At 51.1% G+C, this 23,842-nt stretch carries 26 protein-coding genes and 1 tRNA gene; 20 read left to right on the forward strand and 7 right to left on the reverse strand.

What is annotated here, in order from left to right; all coding sequences use genetic code 11:
* Window positions 1-61: 61 nt before the first annotated feature.
* From ACI49J_RS02005 to ACI49J_RS02030, 6 genes are all read right to left on the reverse strand, one after another.
* Window positions 62-2,002 carry a glutamate synthase gene (locus ACI49J_RS02005; protein WP_012021812.1) on the reverse strand — a complete coding sequence of 647 codons (1,941 nt, stop codon included), beginning with the start codon at window positions 2,000-2,002 and terminating at the stop codon, window positions 62-64.
* Window positions 1,999-4,137: an FMN-binding glutamate synthase family protein gene (locus ACI49J_RS02010; RefSeq protein ID WP_048806944.1), complete on the reverse strand. Its 2,139-nt coding sequence runs from the start codon at window positions 4,135-4,137 to the stop codon at window positions 1,999-2,001. The genes ACI49J_RS02005 and ACI49J_RS02010 overlap by 4 nt, the downstream gene beginning before the upstream one ends.
* A 263-nt stretch (window positions 4,138-4,400) precedes the next feature.
* Entirely contained in the window at window positions 4,401-4,655 is a 255-nt protein-coding gene (locus ACI49J_RS02015) for a KEOPS complex subunit Pcc1 (protein ID WP_012021810.1), read from the reverse strand.
* A complete protein-coding gene (locus ACI49J_RS02020; protein WP_012021809.1) occupies window positions 4,633-5,637 on the reverse strand; it encodes a hypothetical protein in 1,005 nt (334 codons plus the stop codon). Before ACI49J_RS02020 ends, ACI49J_RS02015 begins: the two co-directional genes overlap by 23 nt.
* Window positions 5,606-6,535, reverse strand: a complete 930-nt coding sequence (locus ACI49J_RS02025) for a lysylphosphatidylglycerol synthase domain-containing protein (RefSeq protein WP_012021808.1) — start codon at window positions 6,533-6,535, stop codon at window positions 5,606-5,608. The genes ACI49J_RS02020 and ACI49J_RS02025 overlap by 32 nt, the downstream gene beginning before the upstream one ends.
* A gap of 7 nt (window positions 6,536-6,542) precedes the next feature.
* The gene (locus tag ACI49J_RS02030; RefSeq protein WP_225938834.1) at window positions 6,543-7,415 is read right to left on the reverse strand and encodes a HesA/MoeB/ThiF family protein; all 873 of its coding nucleotides are present in this window, start codon (window positions 7,413-7,415) and stop codon (window positions 6,543-6,545) included.
* 149 nt (window positions 7,416-7,564) lie between these two features.
* Between ACI49J_RS02030 and ACI49J_RS02035 the strand changes: the two genes are divergently transcribed.
* The 10 genes from ACI49J_RS02035 to ACI49J_RS02080 all read left to right on the forward strand — a co-directional run bounded on the left by ACI49J_RS02035 (window position 7,565) and on the right by ACI49J_RS02080 (window position 17,013).
* On the forward strand, window positions 7,565-8,386 hold the full coding sequence (locus tag ACI49J_RS02035) for a transketolase (protein WP_012021806.1): 822 nt from the start codon (window positions 7,565-7,567) through the stop codon (window positions 8,384-8,386).
* Complete coding sequence (locus ACI49J_RS02040) at window positions 8,355-9,293, forward strand: transketolase family protein (RefSeq protein WP_012021805.1); 939 nt, start codon at window positions 8,355-8,357, stop codon at window positions 9,291-9,293. Before ACI49J_RS02035 ends, ACI49J_RS02040 begins: the two co-directional genes overlap by 32 nt.
* Window positions 9,294-10,328, forward strand: a complete 1,035-nt coding sequence (locus ACI49J_RS02045; protein ID WP_012021804.1) for a chorismate mutase — start codon at window positions 9,294-9,296, stop codon at window positions 10,326-10,328.
* Window positions 10,325-11,317, forward strand: coding sequence for a 3-deoxy-7-phosphoheptulonate synthase (gene aroF / locus ACI49J_RS02050; RefSeq protein ID WP_012021803.1), 993 nt, complete (start codon window positions 10,325-10,327; stop codon window positions 11,315-11,317). The genes ACI49J_RS02045 and aroF overlap by 4 nt, the downstream gene beginning before the upstream one ends.
* Window positions 11,314-12,360, forward strand: coding sequence for a 3-dehydroquinate synthase (gene aroB / locus ACI49J_RS02055; RefSeq protein WP_012021802.1), 1,047 nt, complete (start codon window positions 11,314-11,316; stop codon window positions 12,358-12,360). The genes aroF and aroB overlap by 4 nt, the downstream gene beginning before the upstream one ends.
* The gene (locus tag ACI49J_RS02060; RefSeq protein WP_012021801.1) at window positions 12,323-13,141 is read left to right on the forward strand and encodes a shikimate dehydrogenase; all 819 of its coding nucleotides are present in this window, start codon (window positions 12,323-12,325) and stop codon (window positions 13,139-13,141) included. Before aroB ends, ACI49J_RS02060 begins: the two co-directional genes overlap by 38 nt.
* Entirely contained in the window at window positions 13,128-14,300 is a 1,173-nt protein-coding gene (aroC, locus tag ACI49J_RS02065; RefSeq protein ID WP_012021800.1) for a chorismate synthase, read from the forward strand. Before ACI49J_RS02060 ends, aroC begins: the two co-directional genes overlap by 14 nt.
* Window positions 14,270-15,049, forward strand: coding sequence for a shikimate kinase (locus ACI49J_RS02070; RefSeq protein ID WP_048060157.1), 780 nt, complete (start codon window positions 14,270-14,272; stop codon window positions 15,047-15,049). Before aroC ends, ACI49J_RS02070 begins: the two co-directional genes overlap by 31 nt.
* On the forward strand, window positions 15,039-16,208 hold the full coding sequence (locus ACI49J_RS02075; RefSeq protein ID WP_225938923.1) for a 3-phosphoshikimate 1-carboxyvinyltransferase: 1,170 nt from the start codon (window positions 15,039-15,041) through the stop codon (window positions 16,206-16,208). The genes ACI49J_RS02070 and ACI49J_RS02075 overlap by 11 nt, the downstream gene beginning before the upstream one ends.
* Window positions 16,209-16,398: 190 nt before the next feature.
* Entirely contained in the window at window positions 16,399-17,013 is a 615-nt protein-coding gene (locus ACI49J_RS02080; protein ID WP_012021797.1) for a type I 3-dehydroquinate dehydratase, read from the forward strand.
* On the opposite strand, the gene ACI49J_RS02085 is transcribed toward ACI49J_RS02080, so the two are convergent.
* A complete protein-coding gene (locus tag ACI49J_RS02085; RefSeq protein WP_012021796.1) occupies window positions 16,997-17,311 on the reverse strand; it encodes a Rieske (2Fe-2S) protein in 315 nt (104 codons plus the stop codon). The genes ACI49J_RS02080 and ACI49J_RS02085 overlap by 17 nt on opposite strands.
* Window positions 17,312-17,460: 149 nt before the next feature.
* Between ACI49J_RS02085 and ACI49J_RS02090 the strand changes: the two genes are divergently transcribed.
* The 10 genes from ACI49J_RS02090 to ACI49J_RS02135 all read left to right on the forward strand — a co-directional run bounded on the left by ACI49J_RS02090 (window position 17,461) and on the right by ACI49J_RS02135 (window position 23,644).
* A complete protein-coding gene (locus ACI49J_RS02090) occupies window positions 17,461-17,751 on the forward strand; it encodes a hypothetical protein (protein WP_012021795.1) in 291 nt (96 codons plus the stop codon).
* Entirely contained in the window at window positions 17,742-19,367 is a 1,626-nt protein-coding gene (locus ACI49J_RS02095; protein WP_012021794.1) for a helicase C-terminal domain-containing protein, read from the forward strand. Before ACI49J_RS02090 ends, ACI49J_RS02095 begins: the two co-directional genes overlap by 10 nt.
* A 1-nt stretch (window position 19,368) precedes the next feature.
* Window positions 19,369-20,145, forward strand: coding sequence for a thioredoxin family protein (locus tag ACI49J_RS02100; RefSeq protein ID WP_012021793.1), 777 nt, complete (start codon window positions 19,369-19,371; stop codon window positions 20,143-20,145).
* Window positions 20,146-20,193: 48 nt separating this feature from the next.
* Window positions 20,194-20,721, forward strand: a complete 528-nt coding sequence (locus ACI49J_RS02105; RefSeq protein WP_012021792.1) for a 50S ribosomal protein L16 — start codon at window positions 20,194-20,196, stop codon at window positions 20,719-20,721.
* On the forward strand, window positions 20,718-21,716 hold the full coding sequence (gene dph2, locus ACI49J_RS02110) for a diphthamide biosynthesis enzyme Dph2 (RefSeq protein WP_012021791.1): 999 nt from the start codon (window positions 20,718-20,720) through the stop codon (window positions 21,714-21,716). The genes ACI49J_RS02105 and dph2 overlap by 4 nt, the downstream gene beginning before the upstream one ends.
* 2 nt (window positions 21,717-21,718) lie before the next feature.
* On the forward strand, window positions 21,719-22,294 hold the full coding sequence (locus tag ACI49J_RS02115; protein WP_012021790.1) for an exosome complex RNA-binding protein Csl4: 576 nt from the start codon (window positions 21,719-21,721) through the stop codon (window positions 22,292-22,294).
* Window positions 22,278-22,550, forward strand: a complete 273-nt coding sequence (locus ACI49J_RS02120; RefSeq protein WP_012021789.1) for a DNA-directed RNA polymerase subunit L — start codon at window positions 22,278-22,280, stop codon at window positions 22,548-22,550. Before ACI49J_RS02115 ends, ACI49J_RS02120 begins: the two co-directional genes overlap by 17 nt.
* A 3-nt stretch (window positions 22,551-22,553) precedes the next feature.
* Entirely contained in the window at window positions 22,554-22,793 is a 240-nt protein-coding gene (locus tag ACI49J_RS02125) for a hypothetical protein (protein WP_012021788.1), read from the forward strand.
* A 23-nt stretch (window positions 22,794-22,816) separates the two neighbouring features.
* Entirely contained in the window at window positions 22,817-23,149 is a 333-nt protein-coding gene (locus tag ACI49J_RS02130) for a transcription factor S (RefSeq protein ID WP_012021787.1), read from the forward strand.
* Window positions 23,150-23,556: 407 nt separating this feature from the next.
* Window positions 23,557-23,644: transfer RNA gene (locus ACI49J_RS02135), tRNA-Arg, on the forward strand.
* Window positions 23,645-23,842: the final 198 nt, after the last annotated feature.

The following is a 23,842-nucleotide window of genomic DNA, read 5'->3' on the forward strand; positions in this document are numbered from 1 at the left end:
CCTTCGCAAAAAGGTAAAGAGAAGGATAATATTTATGCTTTTCTACGCTAAGCACGTTGACTTATTTCTCCTTGGACGGGTAAATAACGGTGAATTTCTCGCTCAAAAGTTCAGTAGCTCTTGTACCTAGATCTTGATCGTACTCCCTTATGATAGGCTCAACTTCCTTAAACTCCGAGTCACTCAACTCCCTGTACTCGTAAGTCGGTATTCCCACCTTTTCCTCGAAAAGCCTCTTGGCGTACTTCTTAGCTTCGCCCTCCAATTTTTTCATCACGTCAATATATGACATGTTATAGTCCACGTCGTGCACGTAACCCTCCATGGCGAGTGCCTTTAGAAGTCTCATGACCTCTAGCCTATTGGGTTGCATCCCTATCCTTCCAGGGTCTACCCTACCACGTACGTATATCTTTCCCCCAACCATTCCTGTTCCCACGAAGTTGCCCGTTTTTTCACCCTTCTCCCTCATTCCAAGAACCATGATCACCCCTCCTGCCATGTATTCCCCAAGATAGTCATCCACCCTTCCACCTATCACCAGGTAGGGTCTCTTGTTGGCGTATTCACGCATCTGTATGCCGACCCTGTTGCCCGCATTTCCGCCAACGAAAACTTTCCCTCCCTGAAGAGTTTGCGCGAGAACGTCCCTTGCGTCCCCGGTAATCACCACCTTTCCCCCATGCATGGTGTCACAACAGTCGTCTGCAACGTTACCGTAAACGTAGAATTCGTTGTTCTCGTTGAGGTTAGCCATTGCGTTTCCCACAACCCCATATAACCTGACCTTAAGCCCTCCCCTGGGAAACTTTATACCAATGAACCTGTGTCCCAGGACGTTTACAACCTTGACCTCCTTCTTCCCAGTCCTAAGAATTTCCTTGTCCAGGTCTTTGTAACCAATTGCAGTAGCGTCTATATCATAATTTGGGGAAACAAAGGTAGGAGGAGGAGAGAAATTCCTTATCTCCTCTAGCTCTCTCCCATGACTAAGTATCCCTTTCCTTAAGGAAGCAATGAAGTAAGATCCGGGGCTGAGGGTCCAAACTCTCGCCTCGCGACTCATGAGTCTTATCTGACTTTCCTCGCTCGCAATATAGTAGTAGTAATCGTCCTCGCCAATCAACACAGGCCTGAACTTGGATCTATCGGCCAAACCCACAAGATATAGGTCATCCCCAGAGTCATACCCAATCACCGCAGTGAAGGGTCCATCGAGTCTCGCGTTCCTATAAAGGTAATCATGATGCGGGGATATGGCACTGGTCCTCCTGGAAGGATTAACCAGGATCTTTGCAACTTCTTCCACAGTGAGACCTTCGCTGATCAACTCCTCGAAGAGGAACGCCATGACCTCACTGTCCGTCCCCACGAAACCTCCCCATCCCCTGGATTGAAGGAACTCCAGGTTGGCACCGAAGGAGCTAACGTCACCGTTGTGAACGATGGCCACATCAAAGGAGGAGAAGGGGTGAGACCAATAGGGATAACTACCTGGGGAGTTGGTTGGCTGTCTTGTGTGGGCCAACCACATATCTCCCTCGTACTTGTTTACGTCATATATCTTGGCTATATCCTTGGGATAGCCGACTCCCTTGAACACCTGAAGGGATTTACCCATGCTGTATATCCTACCCTTCCTCTCTGGCCATAGCATCTCGTTGAGGTTCCTCACTGCCTTCCTTAACTGGGCTATGTTCCCGATGGAAACCTTATAGCTACAACTGCATACCCCTCTATCCTCGGCCTCGATGCTCTCCTCTATCACCTGAAGACCTTGGCTCTCCATCGCTATCCTCATCTTTCCGGGGTCATCTAGGAAGAACGCCTTTAGGTAGTAGTAGTTGCCCTCCTCCAGGTTAAATACAGCAAACCCTGCCCCCTTATCGCTTCCCCTATAGCTTACAGCGTCTATGGATCTTACCACGGAATCTCCCTGTATCTTAGGGGCGTGTGGTTTCCTCAGAACCCCGAAAACTCCACAACCCGATGGCGAGATCATAGCGAACCAGCCTGCCTCACTCTTATTCTCCTAGCGACGTAGGAGTTCAGGTTCACCGCCCTCAGGAGTTCCCTGTTTCCAGTTAAGCTTGACTGAATGCTGTAAATTCCCGCTGATCCAGCCAACAGCGCGATCTCCTTCCTCATTCCCGAGATCAGGTTAAAGGCTCTCTCCTTTAGGTTTCCCTTACTTCCTTCTCCTATGGCCACCTCGAGAACGCTGTAGGGCATGATCACGGAATCTGCGCCAAGGGCCACAAGCTTGAACACGTCCGAGGAGTCCCTGAGCCTTGAGGACTTGGCTATTAGGTCATACCTATTCCTTACTCCAGCTTCCTTAAGCCTGAGGTCCGCATCCGATATCACAAGCTCTATGTCCTCCCCCATGATATCCTCATCTAGGATGAAACCCGGGACCTCACCCTCATTAGCCAGTTCCTCCATCTCCTCGAGGTCTTCCGGGATGAAGTAGTTGCCCAGTGAGGGTTTCGTGGACCAGGTAGCAATTCCCTTTCCGTCTGAGGAAAGCGAGACTTCCTCAAATTGACGAATGGTCTCCACTGAGAAGACCAGGGTTCCCAGGGCAAGTGAAGCCCAGGCAAAGGCCTGAGTATACTCCAACGGTGAGTTGCTCACGTCAAAAATTACGGGCAGTGACAGGTAAAGCTCACCTCCCTTAAGAAGGAAACTAGTATCAATATCCTCCCTATAGGGGTCAATGGACGGCCTGGTAACCTGTGCGCCGTCGGACCTAAGCCAGTCGAGGATCCTAGCTGGTTTCTCAACGTCAGGTGGTGCGGTGCTACCCATGCTGGTGAGTGATGGCTCTCCCTTGTTTATGAGGTCATGAAGGGCGTTCTTTCTTCTCCTGGTCCAAAGTTCACCTAACTTGGGGTTCAGCTCCTCAACCTCTCCCCGGATTCCAAGAATCTCCAGGGTGTCCCTGGATAGCCCATAACCGTAAAGTAGATCCCTTCTACCCTTAAGTTGTGAGACAGAGGACAGATTAAGGTTATCTAGAATGTTCGCAAGCTCCAGGGAGAATCCCCTCACGAAGTTGACGAGCATCTTAGTTCCAAACTCGGTCTCCATTATCCTCGTGCCATCTATCTTGTTAGTTAGTGCAGTGGGACACGACCCTATGTGACACTTATGGACCATGACGCAACCCATGGCAATCAAAGCTCCAGTTCCAACGCTCACTACGTCTGCTCCTAGCGCAATCAGCTTCGCTGCGTCTGTTGCATCTCCCACTCTTCCAGCAGCAATGATAGTGAAGTTGTCCCTTAGACCTTCCCTCTTTAGGACAGAGTCTGCCGAAGATACGGCCAACTCTATGGGTATCCCAACGTTGTCCCGTATCACTGCAGGAGTGGCTCCTGTTCCCGCTCCGTGACCGTCAATTATGACTCCGTCCGCTTTCATCCTGGCAATTCCTGAGACCACGTAGGGTATGTAGTTAGTCGCTGCTACCTTTACGAAGACAGGCTTGCCCGTTAACTCCTTTAGCGCCTCAATTCTCTGTCCCAGGTCCTCTATGGAGTAAATGTCGTGATGTGGGGCTGGCGAGATCGCGTCCATCCCAACGGGGATCCTCCTGGTCTTGGAAATCGGCTCGGTTACCTTACTTCCGGGTAAATGTCCGCCAATCCCCGGCTTGGCCCCCTGGCCTATCTTTATTACTACCCCCAGCCCAGCGTTTAGAACGTCAACATCTACCCCGAACCTAGCTGAGGCCCATTGAACAAATATTCTCTTGTGTTTCGCTACCTCTGGATGAAGTCCGCCCTCTCCGGTTCCAGCGAGCGTACCTGTGATGTCAGCCGCCTCCGCAATGGCAATGTTAGGGGTTCCACTGAGGGCTCCGTACGACATGTCGCCTAGGTATAGGGGTGAGGACATAGATATTCCGCTGAAGGAGACCCTGGTGTCTGCTGAGGGCTCCCTTGTTATCTTGGTCTCAGCGACCCTAAACTCAACCCTGTCCAGTATCCTCAAATTGTTCCTTCTGCTGGTGAAGATCTGATACGGTTCACCTGTAAGTGCAAGTTGCCTTATATGCTCTAGCCTGTCTATTGTCCAAAACTCCGAGTCCGTCTGTTTAGGGATTGGTAAATACTTGTTTATTATGAGCATGAGATCGCAAAATCACGTTTACTGAGATTCTTATTTATTTGTTCATGCAGATTTCACGTAATATATAAGTTCGAAATATCGTGGTGATAGTTATAAGTTGACGTAACAATAATTTCTATGTTTCTACATTACGCATGGTTACTTCGTATTAGACATCTAGTACTCCGGTTTGGGTAAAAGATTTCTTGTTAGTCTCCTTAAACAATTGGAAGTTTTTAATTATCAAACCGTGCTATCTATCCTGAAAATAAGCCTGAAAATCGTTATAACTTCGAATCGCTCTTCAGAACCCTCTCCAACATTTCCACGTGTTCCAATATCTCATCCACCGTGTTCCTGAGGGTGAGTATTGACCTTGGATCGGTGTACCTCATTTCCACAATTATTTCAACACCTTTTTCGTTCTCCTTCATCTTAATGGTCATTCCCTCTGGCAGTTCCACGTTATCAACCTGAATTGCGTTAAGTATCTCGCTCGGATTCTCCGTGGAAATTTCAAGCCTTATCCTTTGAATCAACTTCCTCCATATTTCCAAAGAACCTAGAGGTAAAAACCCTGTTCCCATCATTAACATACACTGGCTTTCCCTTCTTACCAAGTTGCCTAAGTATAACATGAGCCAGCATTGGGGAACCCAGGGAAGTATTAACTAGGTAACGATTCTTCTCCTCAACCACATCCAGCGAGAAACCGTGGCTGAGGCTTTCCCTGTAGAGCTCCAGGGATGCACCGAAAAGGGAAGGGTTAAGTGCCAAATCGAAAAGTCCGGGATAACCGAGTTTATCCAAAAGGTATATGGACACGAGACCTAACTCTAGAAAATCGTAGCTGTGAAAGAAGTACCTCTTCACCACCAGTTCGTCCCTGTCAATCTTGGGGTTCAACTTCACCAGGAGAGAGATCAGCCTAAATACGAGGGTGTTCAACTGCGACTCGTCGAGTTCTCCCAGCTTTGTGAACTCGTTTCCCCCGATGTCCTTAACCAACTTCAGGGAATTTTCTCTGTTACCTGAGATCTCGGGAATGTAGGGGTCAAGGGAATAGGAAAGGGAAAGGAACAGTGGGATTTCCCTGTAACCTGGGATTTTCAGGGACTTCTCCTCCGTAACTCCCAGATCCTGAGCCTTGGTGAGTAAGTTCTCCTCCCAGGGGCTCGGCCTCCTCCTGTATAGGATCAAGTCTGAGGAGATCCCGGCCAACATGGGAACAAGGTCGTCAATAGTCAAGGGAAGAAGAGACGTGAATGAGGAGAAGCCAACGTAAACTTCGTTTCCATTCAACATCAAGAAGCTACCAGTATCCCTCTTCTCTAAGGTAACGTCGCACGAGGACGAAAAGCTCACCCCAATCTCTCCCTTGAAGTACTTAGAGATCAAGGAAGAGAAAATGGCGAAATCAGGGTCAAAAGGTCCCCTAATACATAAGCTTCTTCTTGAGTAGATCGAGGGGATTAATCTGGATGCCTCCTCAGGAGCTGGGTCTCTCAGAAAGTTTTCCATATGATCTAATCTCATCAAATTGCCTTTTAAGGTCTTTAAGGCTTATCTCCCTTATGAGGAGGAAACCGAGGGAGTAATCTATGAGTTCCAAGATTCTAAGCGCCACCACAACCCTCGGAATGAAGTAGATCGAGAGCCCCAATTCAGCGAAACCTGAACTGGCCGGCACTGGAATTAGGGAAGCTGCAAAGTAGGTCATGTTAACTAGAACATCTAGAGGAAAAGAGGGGACTATGTAGTAAAATGCAACTGACTGAACCAGGTAGCCTAGAAGAGTGAGGAGCGAATTCACGATCAAGGCCTCCTTAGTTGTTGCCTCCTTAACCATGTCCTTTCCCTTTTGAAGAAGGGAGTAGTAGTTCTCAAGTCTCATGAGCTTGATCAATCTCTCCTCTGCCTTCACCACCTTCTTAGAGGTGAAGATCACGTATCCTGTTCCCGCGACCCACCCCACTACGTTACCTAGGGTGGCAAGGATATAGATGAAGTCCACAGGAGAGGCCCTTATCTCTACTAGTACCAGAAACATGAGGGAGCCTATCACGACGTCATAGAAGGCCTCAGATAGGGAAAGGGCGAAGGACTTAACCAGGTCTTGGTTATACCTGGAATATACTGAGGCTCTCGCCAAGTCTTGGCCTGCCCATCCTGGAATTACTAGCCCAACAGCGTTACCCAGCAACCTGGCCTTGAACGCGGTGAAGTAAGGTACCTTGGTGATCCTAGAATCGCGTATTGCGAGGATCAGGAGTTGCACCAGGTAGGTTGCCACGAAGAGAGCAAGGAGCACAGGATCCATGGTTTTTAGCACATTCACGAAGTCAATATGAAAATAGAGCGAATAAGCGATAATTACAGCAGGTGGTATCAGTACTGCGATCAGTAGTTTTTTCTCCATCTCCTCTTTATCTCCCTATCTTCTTAAAACAATTTTCGTAGCAGATGAGTAGACCGTCTGGTGTCCTCTTCAGGTAAGGCCGTGGTCCCGCAGGGGGTCTCTCATTAACCCTGACTAGTCCACAGTTCATCCTTATCCCCTTGAGGTACCTGTACTCCCCTAGGGAGCAGGCCTCGCACGATGGATTTCTCTTCATATCCACAGCCTGAAGGGTGAGAGACCTGGCGTCCACGTAGTAAAGCCCGCGCGGAATATCTCCCCGGATGGCGTTAAGCATCATTTGAACCTGGAGGTTAGCTACCAAGGAAACGGTCATAGCGGTGGTTCCCATGGTTTCGCACGCATCAGCCTGTTCCACGGGCTCCATGAAACAGGATAGGCAGGGAGTGTCCCGCGGACTCACGAACATTGCGGAGCCGTACTCCCCTGTCACTCCACCGTAAATCAAGGGGACTCCGTTTTTCACGCATGCGTCATTGAGAATGAGCCTTGGGTTAACGTTATCTAGTGCATCAAAGACGAAGTCCCTTCCCTTAACTAGGGACTCCGCGTTTGTCTCGTCCACTATGTCCAGGATTGGGGTAACCTTGGATCCACTGCCTATTTCCATGGCCCTCTGGGCGCAGACGAGAGCCTTAGGTTTTCCAACGTCCGACAGGGTAAAGAGGTGAGTTCTATGCAGGTTCGAGGTCTCAATCACATCCGCGTCCACTACGGCGATCCTTCCTACCCCTAACCTAACTAGCAACTCGAGTATGGCAGTTCCCAGGGCCCCACAGCCAGCGACCAACACGTCAAGGGAGGACAACTTCTCCTGAGCCTCAGGGCCCAGAACTAGCAATTGCCTGGTGAACATCTCAAGGTTACTCAGTGGATCCACCTGATTCCATTTTCCACATACTCATAAAACTCTGACTGTAAGACCTACACGAAAGTCCTCACAATGAGGAATATGTGAACGCAAGAAGTCTACATAAAGACTTAAAAAAGGGAGATATTGCATTATTGCGGGGGTTTGTTGTTGCACCAATGGAAAAAGGTGGGCGTGATGGAATTCCAATATCAATAGAGGAATTAAACAAGCTCAAGGAGGTAGCTGACAGAGCTAGAAAGAACGTAATTAGAATGCAATTCTACGACCAATCAATTCACGTTGGTTCCTCCTTGAGCAGTATCGAGATCCTAACGGCTCTCGAACTCAAGGTATTAAGAGACTCAAATGATCCAGTCAACAGGGACTGGCTAATCCTAAGTAAGGGCCACGCGGCTCCTGCTCTCTATGCGGTTCTCCACGAGAAGGGACTAATCAAGGAAGAGGAACTGTGGAAGATCCAGGACATCTCTGGCCTTCTACAAGGCCATCCCGAGACCTTCATACCCGGAGTTGACATGTCAACTGGTAGCCTAGGGCAGGGACTTAGCTTCGGAATTGGAGTTGCCACGGGAATAAAGATGGCCAAGGGAACTGGAAGGGTATTCGTCATCATGGGAGACGGAGAACAGGACGAGGGCGAAGTGTGGGAGGCCATGACCCACGCGGTCGCTCGCAACTTGGACAATCTGGTAGCTATCATAGAGATGAACGGATTCCAGCTGGACGAAAGTACGAAGAACGTTAAGCCCAAGGAATTCCTTCCTGAGGTATGGAGAGCCGTGGGTTGGAGAGTGTTTAACTGTGATGGCCACGACATAGCAAGCGTTATCTCCACCGTGGATGAGGCACTAAAGACAGGGAAACCCGCGGTCATATTCGCGGAAACCAAGAGAGGTAAGGGGTTCACCCCAATAGAAAACACAAAGAAGCAGAGGACTGTTCCAGATGTTGCAAGGCAGTTTCTCCTCAATTCGTGAGGCCTTCGGTAAAACCCTGGTTAAACTGGGGGAGAAGGACAACGACATCGTAGTGATTACTGCTGACGTTGGGGACTCGTCAAGGGCTTCCTACTTTAAGGAGAAGTTCCCCGACAGGTACTTCAACATAGGCATCTCTGAGCAGGACATGGTAAACTTCGGCGCCGGTCTCTCGGCTGTGGGTAAGAAGCCCGTGGTGGTGGGATTCGCCATGTTCCTTATGAGAGCATGGGAACAGATGAGGAACAGCATAGGGAGAATGAACCTCAACGTTAAGGTGTTCGTGACCCACTCGGGCTACAGCGATAGCGGTGACGGTTCAAGTCATCAGGCCCTTGAGGACATCGCGCTCATGAGGGTAATCCCGAACTTCAAGGTAGTTATACCGGCTGACGCTGCCGAGGTGGAGAGAAGTATGCCCGTAGTTCTTGAGGACAAGGGACCTCTCTACTACAGGATGGGGAGAGACTATTCTCCTCCGATCACCTCAACCATGGACTACAAATTCGAGATAGGTAAGGCATACGTTCTCAGGGAAGGAGATGACGTGGCACTGATGGGAGCAGGTGTGGTTCTTTGGGACGCACTAAAGGCTGCTGAGGAACTGGAGAAGATGGGAATAAGCGCGGCCGTGATTAACGTACCCACGGTGAAGCCAATAGATCAATCCACAATAGAGTACTACGCGAGGAAGACGGGGAGGATAGTTACCGTTGAGGAGCACAACGTCATGGGGGGAGTGGGATCAGCAATAGCTGAGACAGTGGTGAAAACTTACCCTGTTCCCATGAGGTTCGTGGGAGCCACAACCTATGGTAGGTCGGCGAGGAGCCAGAGGGAACTCCTTGATTATTACGGTATAACGCCCAAGACAATCGTGAACTCAGCCCTCGAGTTGATCAAGTAAATGAAGGAACTCGACCAGCTAAGGGCTGAGATCGACAGGGTTGATGAGGAGCTTTTTAAACTATTTTTTAAACGCCTTGAACTTGTTTCTGAAATTGGTCATCTTAAAAAGAAGGAAGGTCTCCCTGTCACCGACGAGAGGAGGGAGAGTGAGGTCAGGGAGAGATGGAGAAGCTTAGCTAGAGCCTATGGAATTCCCGAAACCCTGGCGGATAACCTCCTCTCGACCATGTTCTCTGTAGCCAAGATGAGGGAGGTCAATCCCTCGGAAAAGAGAAAAATAACCCTCGTTGGTTACGGCGGGATGGCTAGGTCGCTGGCCTCCCTGTTCAAGCTCGCAAAGCACGAGGTTGTGATAACGGGAAGAAGCCAGGAGAAGTCCCAGAAGCTCGCGATAGATTTCAACTTCACCTACATGCCCATGCCACAAGCCCTTCAATGGGGCGAGATCGTGATTTTGGCCCTTCCACCTGAGGGTGTGTTCTCGGAGAACGTCACCAGGTTTCTCCACCTGTCCAAGGACAGGGTGGTAATGGATATCCTCTCGAGCAAGACCAGATTCTTTGGGAAACTCGAGGAAATGTCCAGGCAGATGGGATTCAGGTTCGTGTCGACACACCCGCTCTTTGGTCCCTACCTGAACCCTGTGGGAGAGAAGATAGTCCTGATCCCCTCTGAAACCACGGGAGACCTCGAGGAGATATCGGAGTTCTGGAGGGGGGTAGGACTGACCCCCCTAATCACAGACGTAGATACACACGAGAAGTTAATGGCCGTGGTTCAGGTTTTACCCCACTTTTTCATCCTGGGCCTTTCCAGTAGCTTGGACCTCCTCTCCAGGGAGCTCAACGTCGACTTCTCCCAGTTTCAGACAACCAACTTCAGGGAGATATACAAGATTGTGAGGAGGGTAAAGGAGTTGGAGCCAGTCATACTGGAGATACAGAGAATGAACCCCTACGCGGAGCAGGCGAGAAGGCTTGGACTTAGAGAGTTAAATACTCTTTTCTCTACTCTTCAAGAGGAAAAGAAATGATCCTCTACATATTGAAGGGCAAGGATCACTCCTCACTAAAGGAGAAACTTAAGTCTAGCTCAGCCTCATTCAAGTTCCTCAACCTGTACGGAAAGGAGCTCGCACTGGCCTGGCCCGACTCTGCAGTTGAGGGGATAACGGATGAATCCGTGGAGCTAGTGGTGAAGACCAAGAAGTCCTACATCCTGGCTGGAAACGAATGGAAAAAGGATCCAACAGTGGTGAAGGTGAAGGACGTGGAGATAGGATCCAAGAGGGTTGTGGTCGCTGCCGGGCCATGTGCGGTGGAGTCCATGGAGCAGACCGAGACCGTGGCCAAGGCCGTGAAAAGGGCTGGTGCCTCACTACTCAGGGGTGGAGCCTACAAGCCTAGGACGAGCCCCTACTCCTTCCAGGGACTGGGAGAGGAAGGGCTAAAGATACTCAGGAAGGCTGGCGACGAGACAGGGTTACCTGTGGTTTCAGAGATCCTTGACGCGAGGGACGCGGGAGCCTTTGCAAAGTATGCTGACATGGTCCAGATAGGCGCTAGGAACTCGCAGAACTTCACCCTTTTGCGGGATGTGGGAAAGCTGGGCAAACCCGTCTTGCTAAAGAGAGGTCTAGGGAACACGGTGGAGGAACTAATACAGTCTGCGGAATACGTAATGATGGAGGGGAACGGCAACGTGGTCCTCTGCGAAAGGGGAATAAGAACCTTTGAGAAGTCCACCAGGTTCACCCTAGATATTGGAGGAATGGTTGCGGGGAAGCTAATGACGCACCTCCCCTTCTGCGCGGATCCGAGTCATCCTGCGGGGAAGAGGGAACTGGTTCACTCCCTTGCCCTAGCCTCTGTGGCAGCCGGGGCAGACATGCTCCTTGTGGAAGTTCATCCCAGGCCTGAGGTGGCACTGAGCGACTCTGAACAGCAACTGACCCCGGAGTCCTTTGAATTATTGATGGAGAGAGTCAAGGCATTGGCTTCGGTTCTAGGTAGATCCGCATGATCGAGTTCCGTGAGAAGGTGTGCTGTTCAGATGTGAGCGTGAAAGTTGGTAGGGGGGCACTCAGGGAGCTGGAGAGCCTTCCAGGGAGGAAGTGCATAGTTCACCCCAAGTCCTTGAAGCCAGACGTGAAGGGGGACCTAGAAATCGCGGTAGAGGACGGAGAGAAAGGGAAGGACCTGAGGAACGCGCTTGAGATAGTGGATAAACTCCTGGAACACGACTTCACAAGGGGCGATTACCTAGTTGCTGTGGGGGGAGGGACAGTACTCGACGTGGCGGGCTTCTCAGCCTCAATCTTCATGCGTGGCCTAAACCTAGTTAACGTTCCCACCACCCTCTTGGGGATGGTAGACGCAGGGATCGGTGGAAAGACGGGAGTTAATTACGGTAAGGCAAAGAACATGATCGGGACCTTTTATCAACCCTCACTTATCCTAGATGACCTCTCCTTTCTGGATACTCTCCCCACGGAGGAGCTGAGAAGGGGACTCGCGGAGGTTGTGAAGTATGCACTGGTCCTAGATAAGGAACTTTACGACTTTCTTTCCTTGAATCACAGCTCAGTCCTGAACAAGGAGGAATCAGCCCTGGAAAAGGTAATCTCTTCGTCAGTTAGGGACAAGTTAGCGGTCGTTGCGGAGGACGAGAGGGAGACCAAGGGAGTGAGGATAGTCCTGAACTTCGGGCATACCATAGGGCATGCAATCGAGGCTGGCTCAGATTTCACGGTTCCTCACGGTCTCGCAATATCCGTTGGAATGGTATGTGAGGCTAAGATTGCCGAGGAAATGGGCTACGCTGAGGAGGGAGTGGTTGAGGATGTCCTTTGGTTACTGCAACTCTTTGGGTTACCCATCTCCTTGGAGCAACTTAACGCGAAAATTGATGTGGAGAAGGCGTTAATTGCCATGACAAAGGACAAGAAGAGGAGAGGGGAAGAAGTCCTCCTACCCTTTCCCACTAGGATTGGGAATTGGAGGGGGGTAAGGGTGCCACTTGAGACCCTTGAGGGTTTCGCTAAGCAATGCTTGGGAGGTAATTGAACTGAAGTGCACGGAAATAGGGCCTGATACCAGCCTTCTGGGCGTACTTGGGGAGAACATTAAGTATACCCTGTCCCCCAAGATACATAACTTCGCTTTCGAGAGGCTAGGGATAAGGGCAGTTTACGTTACCTTTGACGTCTCAAGGGACAGGTTTCAGAGGGCTTTCCCAGGGCTGCTAGAGTTCACGTATGGGTTGAACGTGACCATCCCCTACAAGGAGGCTGTAATGCCATTTCTGGACTCGCTGTCGCCCGAGGCTGAAAAGGTGGGGGCGGTAAACACGATCCATGGAGGAAGGGGGTATAACACGGACTACCTAGCAGTGAAGGGATTAGTTTCAGGAGTGGAAAGGGGTACTGCCCTAATCCTGGGAGCTGGGGGTGCGGCCAAGGCTGCCTCCTTTGCCCTGGGGGAACTGGGTTTCGAGATAATTGTACAGAATAGGACCGAGACCCGTGGGATGGAGCTGGTCTCAAGGTTGAGGGAGGAGGGTATCTCGGCCTCCTTCTCCAGGGCTTGCCAAGGGGAGTACAACGTGGTCGTTAACACGATCCCTGAACCGGAGGCTGTACCCCTGGAGTGCGTGAGGGGAAAGATGGCGGTGGAGTTCGTGTATAAGGAGGAAACCCCCTTTCTTAGAAGGGCGAGGGAACTGGGAATGAGAGTGGTTGATGGCCTCCAGATCCTGGTGAGGCAGGCCATGGAGGCTGAAAAAATTTGGTTTGGTAAATCCCTCAACGACATAGAGGTGGTGAATTTCCTAAATGCCGGGAAATAGCTTTGGCAAGATCTTTAGGATTACCACTTTCGGGGAAAGCCACGGGCCCGCGGTGGGCGTCGTGGTGGACGGTGTCCCTGCAGGGTTAAGGTTGTCCCAGGAGGATCTTGAATTCGAGCTCTCCTTCAGGAGACCAGGGAGACTCTACGTGTCAGGGAGAAGGGAGAAGGACGTTCCCGAGATCCTGAGTGGGGTCTATAATGGAAGGACCACTGGGTCTCCCATTGCCATCGTCGTGAAAAACACTGATGTTATCTCGTCGTTCTATGAGGAGGTTAAGGTGAAGCCAAGGCCTGGACACGCTGACCTTCCCTTCATCATGAGGTATGGTTACGAAAACTGGGACTACAGGGGAGGTGGCAGATCGAGCGCCAGGGAGACCGTTGGGAGAGTAGCTGCAGGGGCGATAGCCAAGAAGCTGTTAATGTTCCACGATACCTGGATAGCGGGGAGGCTCAAGAGTCTTGGACCTGTGGACTCACCGCCCGCGGACTTCCTTCAAATCTTATGTTCCAAGTACAGCCCCGTGAGGGCTTCCGACCCAGAGACTGAGGCCAAGTTCCAGGAACTGGTGAAACAGGCAACGGTTGAGGGAGATAGTTACGGTGGAGTTGCCGAGATAGTCGTGAAGAACCCACCTGCAGGGTTAGGTGAACCTGTCTTCGACAAGATCAAGGCTGACCTGGCCAAGGCGATCCTCTCTATCCCGGCAGTGACGGGGTTTGAGTACGGACTGGGCTTTCAAGCTTCAAGAATGAAGGGAAGCGAGGCAAACGACTCCATTGTAAGGAAGGGTGAGAGACTTGGTTGGAGGGAGAACAAGTCTGGCGGAATCCTGGGAGGAATAACTACGGGTGAGGATATAGTGGTGAGATGTTCCTTCAAGCCCACAAGCTCCATAAGGAAACCGCAGGGGACGGTGGATCTAAGAACCGGGGAACCGGCAGAGATCTCTGTCCTGGGAAGGCATGATCCAGCTGTCGCAATCAGGGGAGTCTCCGTGGCTGAGTCCATGGTGGCCCTGACCCTGGTGGATCACTCCCTGAGGTCTGGGGTCATCCCACCTGTCAAGCTCGAGGAGAGGCAGGCTGAGGTCATTGAGGACAGATGGAGGAGGTACATGGAGGAATGCAGGCCTACGGCGGAATCTCAGTCGTGAACGCCTTACCCTCTTGGTACGGCTCTGCCATGGCAGTGGACATGAAGGTTAACGTGAGGGTGAGGGAGGGGAAGAGGAACGTTCAGGACCTACTCCTCAACGAGATACTGAACTATTTCGAGAGGCAGGGAATCCCGGAGCTCGAGGTGGAGGTTGAGTCGGAGATCCCTCCGGGAAGTGGGTTGAAGAGTAGCAGTGCCGTTTCCAATGCGTTAATAGGGGAGATAGCCGAGAGGTTCTCCTTGAACGTGGATATCCCCAAGCTATCAGCCATCCTCTCCCTCAAGGCTGGAGTCTCGTTCACGGGGGCCTTGGACGACGCTGTTGCCTCGTGGTGTGGAGGTGTCTCGTTCACGTATAATAAGGAGTTCAAGGTTATCAAGAGGGAAAGGGCTCCCCGCGATGTGACCGTGGTCATCCTGGAGAGGAGCGGGAAGGGAAAGATAGATCTGGGTAAGTTAAGGGCCTTTAGGGCACTCTTCCAGGAGATCTTCGCGATTGCCCTACAGGGAAGGTTGTGGGAGGCCATGAAACTCAACGGGATAGCCATAGCCGAGATACTGGGCTTTCCTACGGACCTGGTTGAGGAGGCTCTTCGTAAGGGGGCTCTGGCCTCGGGGCTGTCAGGGAATGGACCCTCATATTTCGCCGTGACCCGTGAGGGCGACGAGGGGCCAGTTATTGAGGCCTTTGAGAAGAGGGGGAAGGTTAGGGTTACCAGGGTGGTAGACCTTGTTCGTGGAAATTGAGCCATCAAGGATCAAGGGAAGGGTTAAGGCTCCGCCCTCAAAGAGCCTTGGAATCAGGTACGTTTTCCTGTCCCTTCTGACGGAGGTTTCGCTCGAGAACCTCCCAGAGTCGGATGACGTAAGGGTTGCAATTAACGCGGTCAAGTCCCTGAAGGAGGGGAAGGATGAGCTCTACCTGGGTGGATCTGCCACCACCCTAAGGATGATAATACCAGTGATCCTAGCCATGGGGCGAAGGGTGAAACTTGACGGAGACGACACCCTGAGGAGGAGACCTCTGAACGCGTTGAGATGGCTTCCAGGCAAGTTCTCGTCAAATTCCCTTCCCATGACAGTTGAGGGAAGCCTGGGACCAGAGACGCAGATTGAGGGGTGGGAAAGTAGTCAGTACATCTCTGGGTTAATCTACGCCTACTGCCTGAGGGGGGAGGGAAGGATCAGGGTAATTCCCCCAATCTCGTCAAGGGGCTACATCTTCATGACCGCTGACGTCATCTCCTCAATAGGGGGAAAGGTGACGATTCAGGGGGAGGAGATAACCGTGGAGTGCAGAAACCTTCGCAAGTTTGGGGGATCTGTTCCAGGCGATTACGCCCTGGCTTCATTTTACGCAGTGGGGGCAGTACTAACGGGTGGGGAAGTGGAGATCACCAACCTTTACGCTCCCCCAAGTTACGTTGGGGACCACGACGTGGTTAGGATGGTGAAGGAGGCGGGAGCTGAGAGCTACGTGAGCGAGAACAGGTGGATAGTGAGGGACACCGGGGTCAGGGTCCCCATATCCGTGTCAATCAACGACGTGCCAGACCTGGCGCCCTCCCTGGCAGCCCTCATGGCCGTGATACCGGGTGAGTCCAGGATAATGGATAGCGAAAGGCTGAGGATCAAGGAGAGTGACAGGATATCCACTATCCTGAACACGTTAGCCAGCTTTGGGATATCAGGATCTTACTCAGCCGGCACTATCACAGTGAAGGGAGGAGAGCCGAGAAGAGGGGAGGTGGAGTGCCCCAAGGATCACAGGATAGCCATGATGGCTGGCGATCTGGCCTTGAGGGTAGGTGGTAAAATCACGAGTGCAGAGTGCGTGAACAAGAGCAACCCTGGATACTGGAGCGATCTCTCGGCTCTGGGAGGGAAGATAAGGATTCATGAGTGACTTCATTGTGACATGGAGAGGGCATGAGAGTTACTTGATCCTCATTACAACATCACATAGTTTCCGAGAGTCGCAAATGAACCTCTCCTCTATGCTCAGTCTTAGCTCTTTCATGTAGTCTTGGATGATAACACTGGAAACCATTACACCAATCAAGAACACATATTAATTCATCCTTCAACCTCTAACCATGAATAGGCCACTTATTGTCGCTTCCCTGCCAGTGACCTCACCTGGAGACATAAGCAGAGTAAAGGACATAGATGCCGATCTCGTTGAATTAAGACTGGATTACTCCAGGGAGTTTCCAAGGCCTCAGGACCTCCTCCCATACCGAGATAGGATCTTGGTCACTCTAAGAGACAGGGAAGAGGGAGGCCAAGGTAACTTTACCGACAATTTCAAGGAAACTTTCCTTAACGAGCTCATGAAACTTGGCATTCTCTATGACGTAGAGGCATCCTTCCTTTCCAGGAGGAGAGTCCAATTCAGGGAAAAGGTGGTATCCGCACACTACTTTCATCGCCTACCCTCCAGGGAGGAGGTTGACTGCCTATTCTCCACATATCGCGAAGCCTTCACAGTGAAGATCGCCGTGTCCAACCTACCTGGATACAGGGAGATTCTCTCCTACATTTCCACGAAGCCGGGCTCCACTTTCATGCCTATGAGCCCTGACCCCCTGGAGAGATTGGCGATCTCCCTTCTTGGCTCGAGGCTACTCTACACCTACGTGGATTCCCCAACGGCGACGGGCCAACTACACTATCTGGAGGCAAAAAGGATTCTCAACTGTCTCTTCTAGTCATCTCCAGGATTAACTTATCTCCCTCAACCTTCACCGAATACACGCCGATAGGCCTCTTAGACGCCCCCTTCAACGGTCTCCCATCCTTCACCGAGAAGTGACTGAAGTGGCACTGGCACACCAATTCCTCCCTTATTAGTACCCCGTACTTACTGAGATCGCAACCAAGATGGGGGCAGGTATTATCGAACGCGAGGTACCTCTCCCCTCCCAGGTAGATCAGTAGAATTGCCTTCCCCTCTATGTCTACTCTTCTCTTCTCCCCAACCCTCATCTCAGGTCTTTGAAGTATCATGCTCTGAGATTCACACTTCAAGTTAAAAGTTCCACGAACCCCACGACTTATAATTGACTTAATAATTCACTTATATGATACCAATTCCCTTGGGTATTTAGTAGATTATTTTATAATGTTAAAACACTATGTTATCTTAGGTGTATGAAATGATAAGTTACAACGAAGCTTTGAGAACAAAGGTGGATTACAGGATAGTGGAAATAGCCCAAAGTTCCCCAAGTACCGAGATCAGGGCTATTCTTGTCCTCGACACCTCCCCCTCAGAGGAGGTCCTTAAGGAGATATCAAGCCTCGCCAAGATTGACAACGTCTTCAGCTTCATGATGACTGTTAAGGTGAAGGGAAAGGCCTCTGATGTTGCCAGACTTGGAGAGAAGTCATTCATAAGGTATATAATGCTAGACGAGGTTATTGCAAGGACGCAAGAGTGGAGCTAAGGGACTGGCAATTAGCGCTCAAGGACAAGGTAGTGAAGGGGCTAAGGGAAGGCAATCTAGTAGCCCTGCAGTCCCCCACTGGAAGTGGAAAGACTCTTTTCTCTCTCGTTTCCGCGTTTGAAGTTAGGCCTAGGGTTCTTTTCACTGTTAGAACCCACAACGAGTTCTACCCTGTTTACAGGGAAGTTAACAGGCTCGGGAAGAGGTTCTCCTTCGTCATGGGGAAGGGAAGGGCCTGCCTCTACGCCGATGAAGGCGCAGATCCTGAGGACATAAAGTGCTCCCTGTGTGACTCCTACGTTGCGATGTTCGTGGATTCCACGGAGCCTCCCTTTACCCTTCTCAAGGAACTCAAGGAGAGAGGGAGAAGGGAGAAGTTTTGCCCCTATTTCTCCCTGATTAACTCAACCAGCGTCGCCGACGTGATTGCCGTGACCTATCCCTACGTGTTCACGCCTTGGATGTGGGAGGCCCTTGGTCTGGAACTAGACGACTTCGTCCTCGTGGTGGATGAGGCCCACAACCTGGATAACTTGAACGAGCTAGCAGAGAGGAAGCTCAGCCAGCAAATCCTCGACCTCGCCCTCAAGGAGGTTAAGAGCAAGGAGGCAATCTCGATCCTTGAGAGAATCAAGAGGGAACTAGGTGAGGTGGTCCTCCAAGAGGAGAGATACATCAAGGTAGAGGATTATCCTAAGGTGGACGGACACGAACTCAAGCTCCTGAAGGAGGAATACGAGGACAGAAGGAACGAGATGATTGCCAACAGATCCATAAGGAAACTCCACTTGGGATCGGTGATCAAGTTCTACAGCTCAGATGAGGCCCCAGTCTTCTCCTACCGTGGTCACCTGGTGATGAAGCCCCTCCTCTCCTCACCATTTCTGTCGATCCTAAATCGCGACGACCTACCCGTGATACTAATGTCAGGGACCATGCCACCAAAGGAGTACCTGAGCAAGGTCCTGGGAATACAGAGGCAGATTCTTTACCTAGACGTCGAGAAGGAGGTGAAGGCGAAGGTCACAGGGTCCTTTGATTGTATGCTTGCAATTGACGTAACCTCGTCCTACTCCCTGAGGAGCCAGGAGATGTGGAAGAAATACGCCAGCTACCTCCTCAGGATATATCACCTGGCCAAGGCCAACATCCTCGCGATTTTCCCCAGTTACTCCATCATGGAGAAGGTCATGGCCCACGTAAAGGTTGACAAGTACGTCGAAGGTAGCAGGACAAACCTAGAGGAGGTGATCGGTGAGTCCGGAAAGAGGAAGCTCATCATTGCTGGAGTTGCCCGGGGTAAGCTCTCCGAGGGGATTGAGCTAACCAGGGACGGAGCCAGCGTCATAAGCGACGTCGTCCTCTGCGGTATACCCTATCCCTCCTTTGACGATTACCTGAAACTTAGGAGCGAGGCCATATACAAGTTAACGGGACAACCTGTTAGGGAGGCTCTCATGGAGATACCGGCACTCATAGCGGTGAAGCAGGCAATAGGGAGGGCAATCAGGAGCAGGCAGGACCATGCTACCGTCTGGTTACTAGATAGGAGGTTTGAAACCTCGTGGTGGAAACTAAAGATAAACTGTTTTAATCCCAAGAAGGTGAAACTCTAGCATGGAAGTTGAGATTTTCACGCACAGAAACTGCACCGAGTGCAACCTCCTCGTGGAGTACCTTGAGGAGAAGGGTCTCCTAGGTAAAGTGAAGCTAGTGGACACGGAGACTCAACCCTTCCTGGCCCTCGAGAGGGGAGTCATCTCAACCCCCTCAATTTTCGTGGATGGTAAACTCGTGTATGCCGGAAAAGTGGACCTTGAGGAGTTTGAGGAGATACTTAAGGGTAAAGGCGTAGCCAGGACCTACAATAGGGAGGAACTCGTTACTAGGTTGATGGAAGGGATAGTGGACTCCTTCGCAGCAACTGCTTGGCTCTACGTTAACCGCGACTTCGATTCCTTCCTTTCCCAGAGAGACTTCGTAATGGCGGTCACGGGGCTTGCGCTCTCAGAGAACCCGGAGGAGGGATTCAACTATCTGAGGAACGTGTTGGTGAAGGACAGGGAGAGGATTCTCCAGGAATGGGAACCCAGGATGTTCAGGAACATCTCATCCAATTTCGTGAGGGAGATCTACTGGCTCTACGGGAAGAAGGTCCCTAGAGAGGAACTGTTCTCCAGGTACACGCTTGAGATCTTCGCCCACTGGCTCATGGTCAGGGGAGGGGCTGTGGGAAGGGTAGGCCTAAGGATACACCCTCTCTCCGAGGTGGACACGATGACAAGGATCGCGAAGGTCTACGGGTACGTCATGGAGAACTATGACTCCCTGTGGGATAAGGTAGAGAAGGAGCAGAAGTCGTTAAAGGGGATCCACGCGGTTGGCAAGCCCTGACGAGAGTCCCCCCGCTGGAGTTAAATACTCGAGATTGAATCTTTACCCATGCCACTAAGACCAGGAAGATGCTACAGGCACTTCTCGGGGCCTGCTTACACTAGGAAAGAGTATATCCCGGGAGTTCCCCAACCCAAGATAACTAAGTTCACAATGGGAGACCACAAGAAGGACTACGACTTCGAGGTGAGGTTGCTCACAAAGCAGATTGGTCAGATCAGGCATAACGCACTTGAAGCGGCTAGGGTCATAGCGCTGAAGCAGATGACCTCAATGGTGGGAAATGAAACCGACTTTTACCTTTACGTTACCAAGTACCCGCACCACGTCATAAGGGAGAACAAGATGATGGCCTTCGCTGGTGCGGACAGGCTTCAAGACGGAATGAGGCTGTCCTTCGGAAAGCCCATTGGAACTGCAGCCAGGATTACGAAGCTCGGCGACCTCATCATGGCAATAAGGGTGAAGAAGGAGCACCTCGAGTTCGCAAAGAAGGCCTTTAAGGTTGCCTCGAGCAAGCTCCCGCTCGACACCGAGATCGTCGTGGTTCCTCTAAAGGAGGAAAAGACTCAGTGAGTTACATTTTTGATGAAGACCTTCTCAAGTCCGAGATCAGGAAGAGAGGGGCTAGGAGGGTTCTCCTTCAGTTCCCCGAGGGTTTAAGGTATTTCTCCACGGAGTTGGTGGAGAGGTTAAGGGAATCCCTTCCAGACGTTGAGTTCGTGATATCGGGAGAACCGAGCTGGGGGGCCTGTGACATAGCTGAAGACGAAGCCTCCCTTCTCAAGGTCGACCTCCTCATCCATTTCGGCCACTCTCCTTATACCTGGTATTACCCCAGGTTTCCAACCCTCTTCGTTAAGGCTGAGAGCACGGCTCAAGTGGAGAGGGAGACCCTGGACAAGCTAGTTGATGTCCTTCGCGAGAGAGGAGCTAACTCGGTCGCCCTAACCTCGACCGTTCAGCACGGGAAACTACTGAACCAGGTGAAGGAGCACCTTTCCCCCCACTTCCACGTGGAGGTTGGAAGGCCTTCCTCACCTTTCATGGGGGATGGACAGGTCCTGGGATGTGACTACAAGTCTGCCCAGGTTGAGGCCGACGTGCACGTAAACATCTCAGGTGGGGTTTTCCACGCCCTCGGACTGGGACTGGCCACGGGTAAACCGGTCATCAAGCTTGACCCCTACACGAGATCTGTGGAGGACCTAACTCCTCAGGTTTTCAAGGTCCTCAAGGTGAGATATTCCAAGATCATGGAGGCCATGGACGCGAGGACCTGGGTCATTGTGCAGGGATTGAAGGTTGGCCAGAACAGGCCCCTCATGGTTAAGTCCCTAGAGTCCAGGCTCAAGTCCCTGGGGAAGACAACCTACGTGGTCACAAGCAAGGTTCTGAACCAGGACTCCCTCAGAAACCTAGATAGGAGCTACATCGACGCCTTCGTGGTCACATCGTGTCCAAGATTACCCACGGATGACCTCTACCTTTACGAGAAGCCCGTGTTGACACCTGGAGAGGCGAAAATGATTATAACCAATAAACTAGAACCATACATATTTCCGTGGTAAAAATGGGAAAACAGGGCGATTTAACGCTTCCTGGGGACGTTCTCTCCGTGATCGAGGAGTTCACTCCAGGTGAGGGTTGTTACGAACTTCAGGGTCAGGTCAGAGCATCAATCATTGGGAAAGTCTTCTACGACATGATCAACAGGAAAAGCAACGTGATCCCTGAGAAGAAGACCTTTGTATACAAGCTCAAGAAGGCCAAGTACATGTACGGCCTCGTCACCAGCCTGAAGGAAGATTACGCGGTTGTGGCAGTGAGTAGTGTAGAGGAGAGGTTCGTGAGCCCGTCAATAACGGGTTACCTCCACATCTCGCAGGTCTCCCACAAACACGTTAAGTCCCTACGAGACGCAGTGAGGCCATCTGACGTGATAAAGGCCAGGCCAATCTCCTACACCTACCCCCTTCAGCTCTCGCTCAGGGGAAAGGACCTCGGAGTGATAGTTGCGTCCTGCTCCATTTGCGGGACCGTAATGCTCAAGATGGACGAAGAACATTTAAAGTGCCCGAACTGTGGTAACGTTGAGACCAGAAGAGTTGGACCTTACTCGGTGAAGGGAAATGGAAATCGCAGTTGAGAGGGAAGAGGAAAATTACCTGGAGTTAAGGATCCAGGGTGAGGATCACACTCTAGGTAACTTAATAGCTGGTAGGCTGAGGAGCGTTAAGGGAGTTATCCTCGCGACGTACTACCTGCCTCATCCGCTTAAGGATGAGCTCGTGATCAAGATAAAGACAGATGGCACGATCTCTCCTAGGGAGGCCCTCAATAGGGCGATAGAGGACGTAAAGGTTCTTGGAGAGTCCTTCCTCGACGAGCTGGAACAGGTTTAGGAGTTGAAACCCGGGAGCAGGATCGCAATCCTGGTTAGGGAGGAACTAGAGGGCATTTGCGTGTTTAGGGGGGACAGACTAGAGCACCTATTTCTTGATATGGAGGACTTCGAGAGGAGCAGGGTCAGGGAAGAGGTCAACCTAAGTAACTTCGGGTTAGGTGAAGAGTACCACGGTGAACTGGAGGGAGAGTGCTCCAGGATAGTGAAGTTGATATCGAAAGAATTAAAAAAGATGATGTGAAGAGTGTTGAGGGTGTTCTTTATTTGAAATTTTGCCCCAAGTGCAAGTCCATGATGACCCCCAGGAAAGTCAATGGTGTCACCATCTACAAGTGCGTTAAGTGTGGTTACGAAGAACAGGGTCAAAGGTCAGAGATAATTTCCTCAAAGGTGAAGCACGCAGCCACGGAGAGAACCCTTGTGCTAGAGGACGAGGAGGTTCCCGCAGGAACCCAGAAAATGAAGGGAGTCATGTGCCCCAACTGCAGGAACGACGAGGTCTTCTTCTGGATGCTACAGACAAGGGCAGCCGACGAACCTCCGACCAGGTTTTATAAGTGTACCAAGTGTGGGAAAGTCTGGAGGGAATACGAGTAGATAGACAGAGAACTACATTTAGTCATTTTGAGCACTTGAGACTTTCTTGGTGTATTTTGGCGCAGTTACTGTTAACCTTAACGGGGGTTAAGGGGGCGGAAGTTCCCATCCGCAAGGGTGGGAATAAATAGCCCCCCATGGAAAAGATTTTATATACAAACGATCATTCAACTTACCTCTACAAGGCTGAAAGAGCCGGTAGGGCTGATGAGGGTTGGGATTACCTGATTGCCTGTGGAGGGGAAACCTCTGCTATACCTTTGCGTATAGTAAGTTCCCCTAAAGAAGCAGGAAATCCCCATCACGAGGTGGGGATGCTCCGTCCGTAAGGGCGGAGTAGTTCACCTATATAGTTTAGCTAGATCTGGAGCGTAAATCTTTTTTGATGACTCCACCTCTAGATGTAGGGACCCGTAGCTCAGCCAGGATAGAGCGCCGGCCTTCTAACAGGCCGAAGGGAGCCGAGGGTCGGGGGTCCGAATCCCCCCGGGTCCGCATTCAAATTTTATCAAGCGGTAATCTTAGTACTAGAACCGCTTAGCTCCTACTTGAATCCTTCTTATGCATAACGAAACCGTGGTTAGAGCTATAGCTAAGGTTATTTGATCGACTAGGAGAGAGAATCTCGATATAAGGCGAAGTCACTTAATCCATCGCCGGCGTGTGGCGATTCATTAAAATCTATAAGTTCGT

This window comes from Metallosphaera sp. D4-4 (genome assembly GCF_046245145.1).
Lineage (GTDB): Archaea > Thermoproteota > Thermoprotei_A > Sulfolobales > Sulfolobaceae > Metallosphaera > Metallosphaera sedula.

Excerpts from the sequence above, each read along its gene's own strand:
- ACI49J_RS02010 (WP_048806944.1), bottom strand. The coding sequence starts at position 4,137 with ATGCTCATAATAAACAAGTATTTACCAATCCCTAAACAGACGGACTCG.
- ACI49J_RS02115 (WP_012021790.1), top strand. The coding sequence starts at position 21,719 with ATGGGAAAACAGGGCGATTTAACGCTTCCTGGGGACGTTCTCTCCGTG.
- ACI49J_RS02100 (WP_012021793.1), top strand. The coding sequence starts at position 19,369 with ATGGAAGTTGAGATTTTCACGCACAGAAACTGCACCGAGTGCAACCTC.
- ACI49J_RS02040 (WP_012021805.1), top strand. The coding sequence starts at position 8,355 with ATGTTGCAAGGCAGTTTCTCCTCAATTCGTGAGGCCTTCGGTAAAACC.
- aroF (WP_012021803.1), top strand. The coding sequence starts at position 10,325 with ATGATCCTCTACATATTGAAGGGCAAGGATCACTCCTCACTAAAGGAG.
- aroB (WP_012021802.1), top strand. The coding sequence starts at position 11,314 with ATGATCGAGTTCCGTGAGAAGGTGTGCTGTTCAGATGTGAGCGTGAAA.
- ACI49J_RS02005 (WP_012021812.1), bottom strand. The coding sequence starts at position 2,002 with ATGATCTCGCCATCGGGTTGTGGAGTTTTCGGGGTTCTGAGGAAACCA.
- ACI49J_RS02080 (WP_012021797.1), top strand. The coding sequence starts at position 16,399 with ATGAATAGGCCACTTATTGTCGCTTCCCTGCCAGTGACCTCACCTGGA.
- ACI49J_RS02105 (WP_012021792.1), top strand. The coding sequence starts at position 20,194 with ATGCCACTAAGACCAGGAAGATGCTACAGGCACTTCTCGGGGCCTGCT.
- ACI49J_RS02070 (WP_048060157.1), top strand. The coding sequence starts at position 14,270 with ATGCAGGCCTACGGCGGAATCTCAGTCGTGAACGCCTTACCCTCTTGG.
- ACI49J_RS02085 (WP_012021796.1), bottom strand. The coding sequence starts at position 17,311 with ATGATACTTCAAAGACCTGAGATGAGGGTTGGGGAGAAGAGAAGAGTA.
- ACI49J_RS02025 (WP_012021808.1), bottom strand. The coding sequence starts at position 6,535 with ATGGAGAAAAAACTACTGATCGCAGTACTGATACCACCTGCTGTAATT.
- ACI49J_RS02020 (WP_012021809.1), bottom strand. The coding sequence starts at position 5,637 with ATGGAAAACTTTCTGAGAGACCCAGCTCCTGAGGAGGCATCCAGATTA.
- ACI49J_RS02090 (WP_012021795.1), top strand. The coding sequence starts at position 17,461 with ATGATAAGTTACAACGAAGCTTTGAGAACAAAGGTGGATTACAGGATA.
- ACI49J_RS02120 (WP_012021789.1), top strand. The coding sequence starts at position 22,278 with ATGGAAATCGCAGTTGAGAGGGAAGAGGAAAATTACCTGGAGTTAAGG.
- ACI49J_RS02035 (WP_012021806.1), top strand. The coding sequence starts at position 7,565 with ATGGAAAAAGGTGGGCGTGATGGAATTCCAATATCAATAGAGGAATTA.
- ACI49J_RS02045 (WP_012021804.1), top strand. The coding sequence starts at position 9,294 with ATGAAGGAACTCGACCAGCTAAGGGCTGAGATCGACAGGGTTGATGAG.
- aroC (WP_012021800.1), top strand. The coding sequence starts at position 13,128 with ATGCCGGGAAATAGCTTTGGCAAGATCTTTAGGATTACCACTTTCGGG.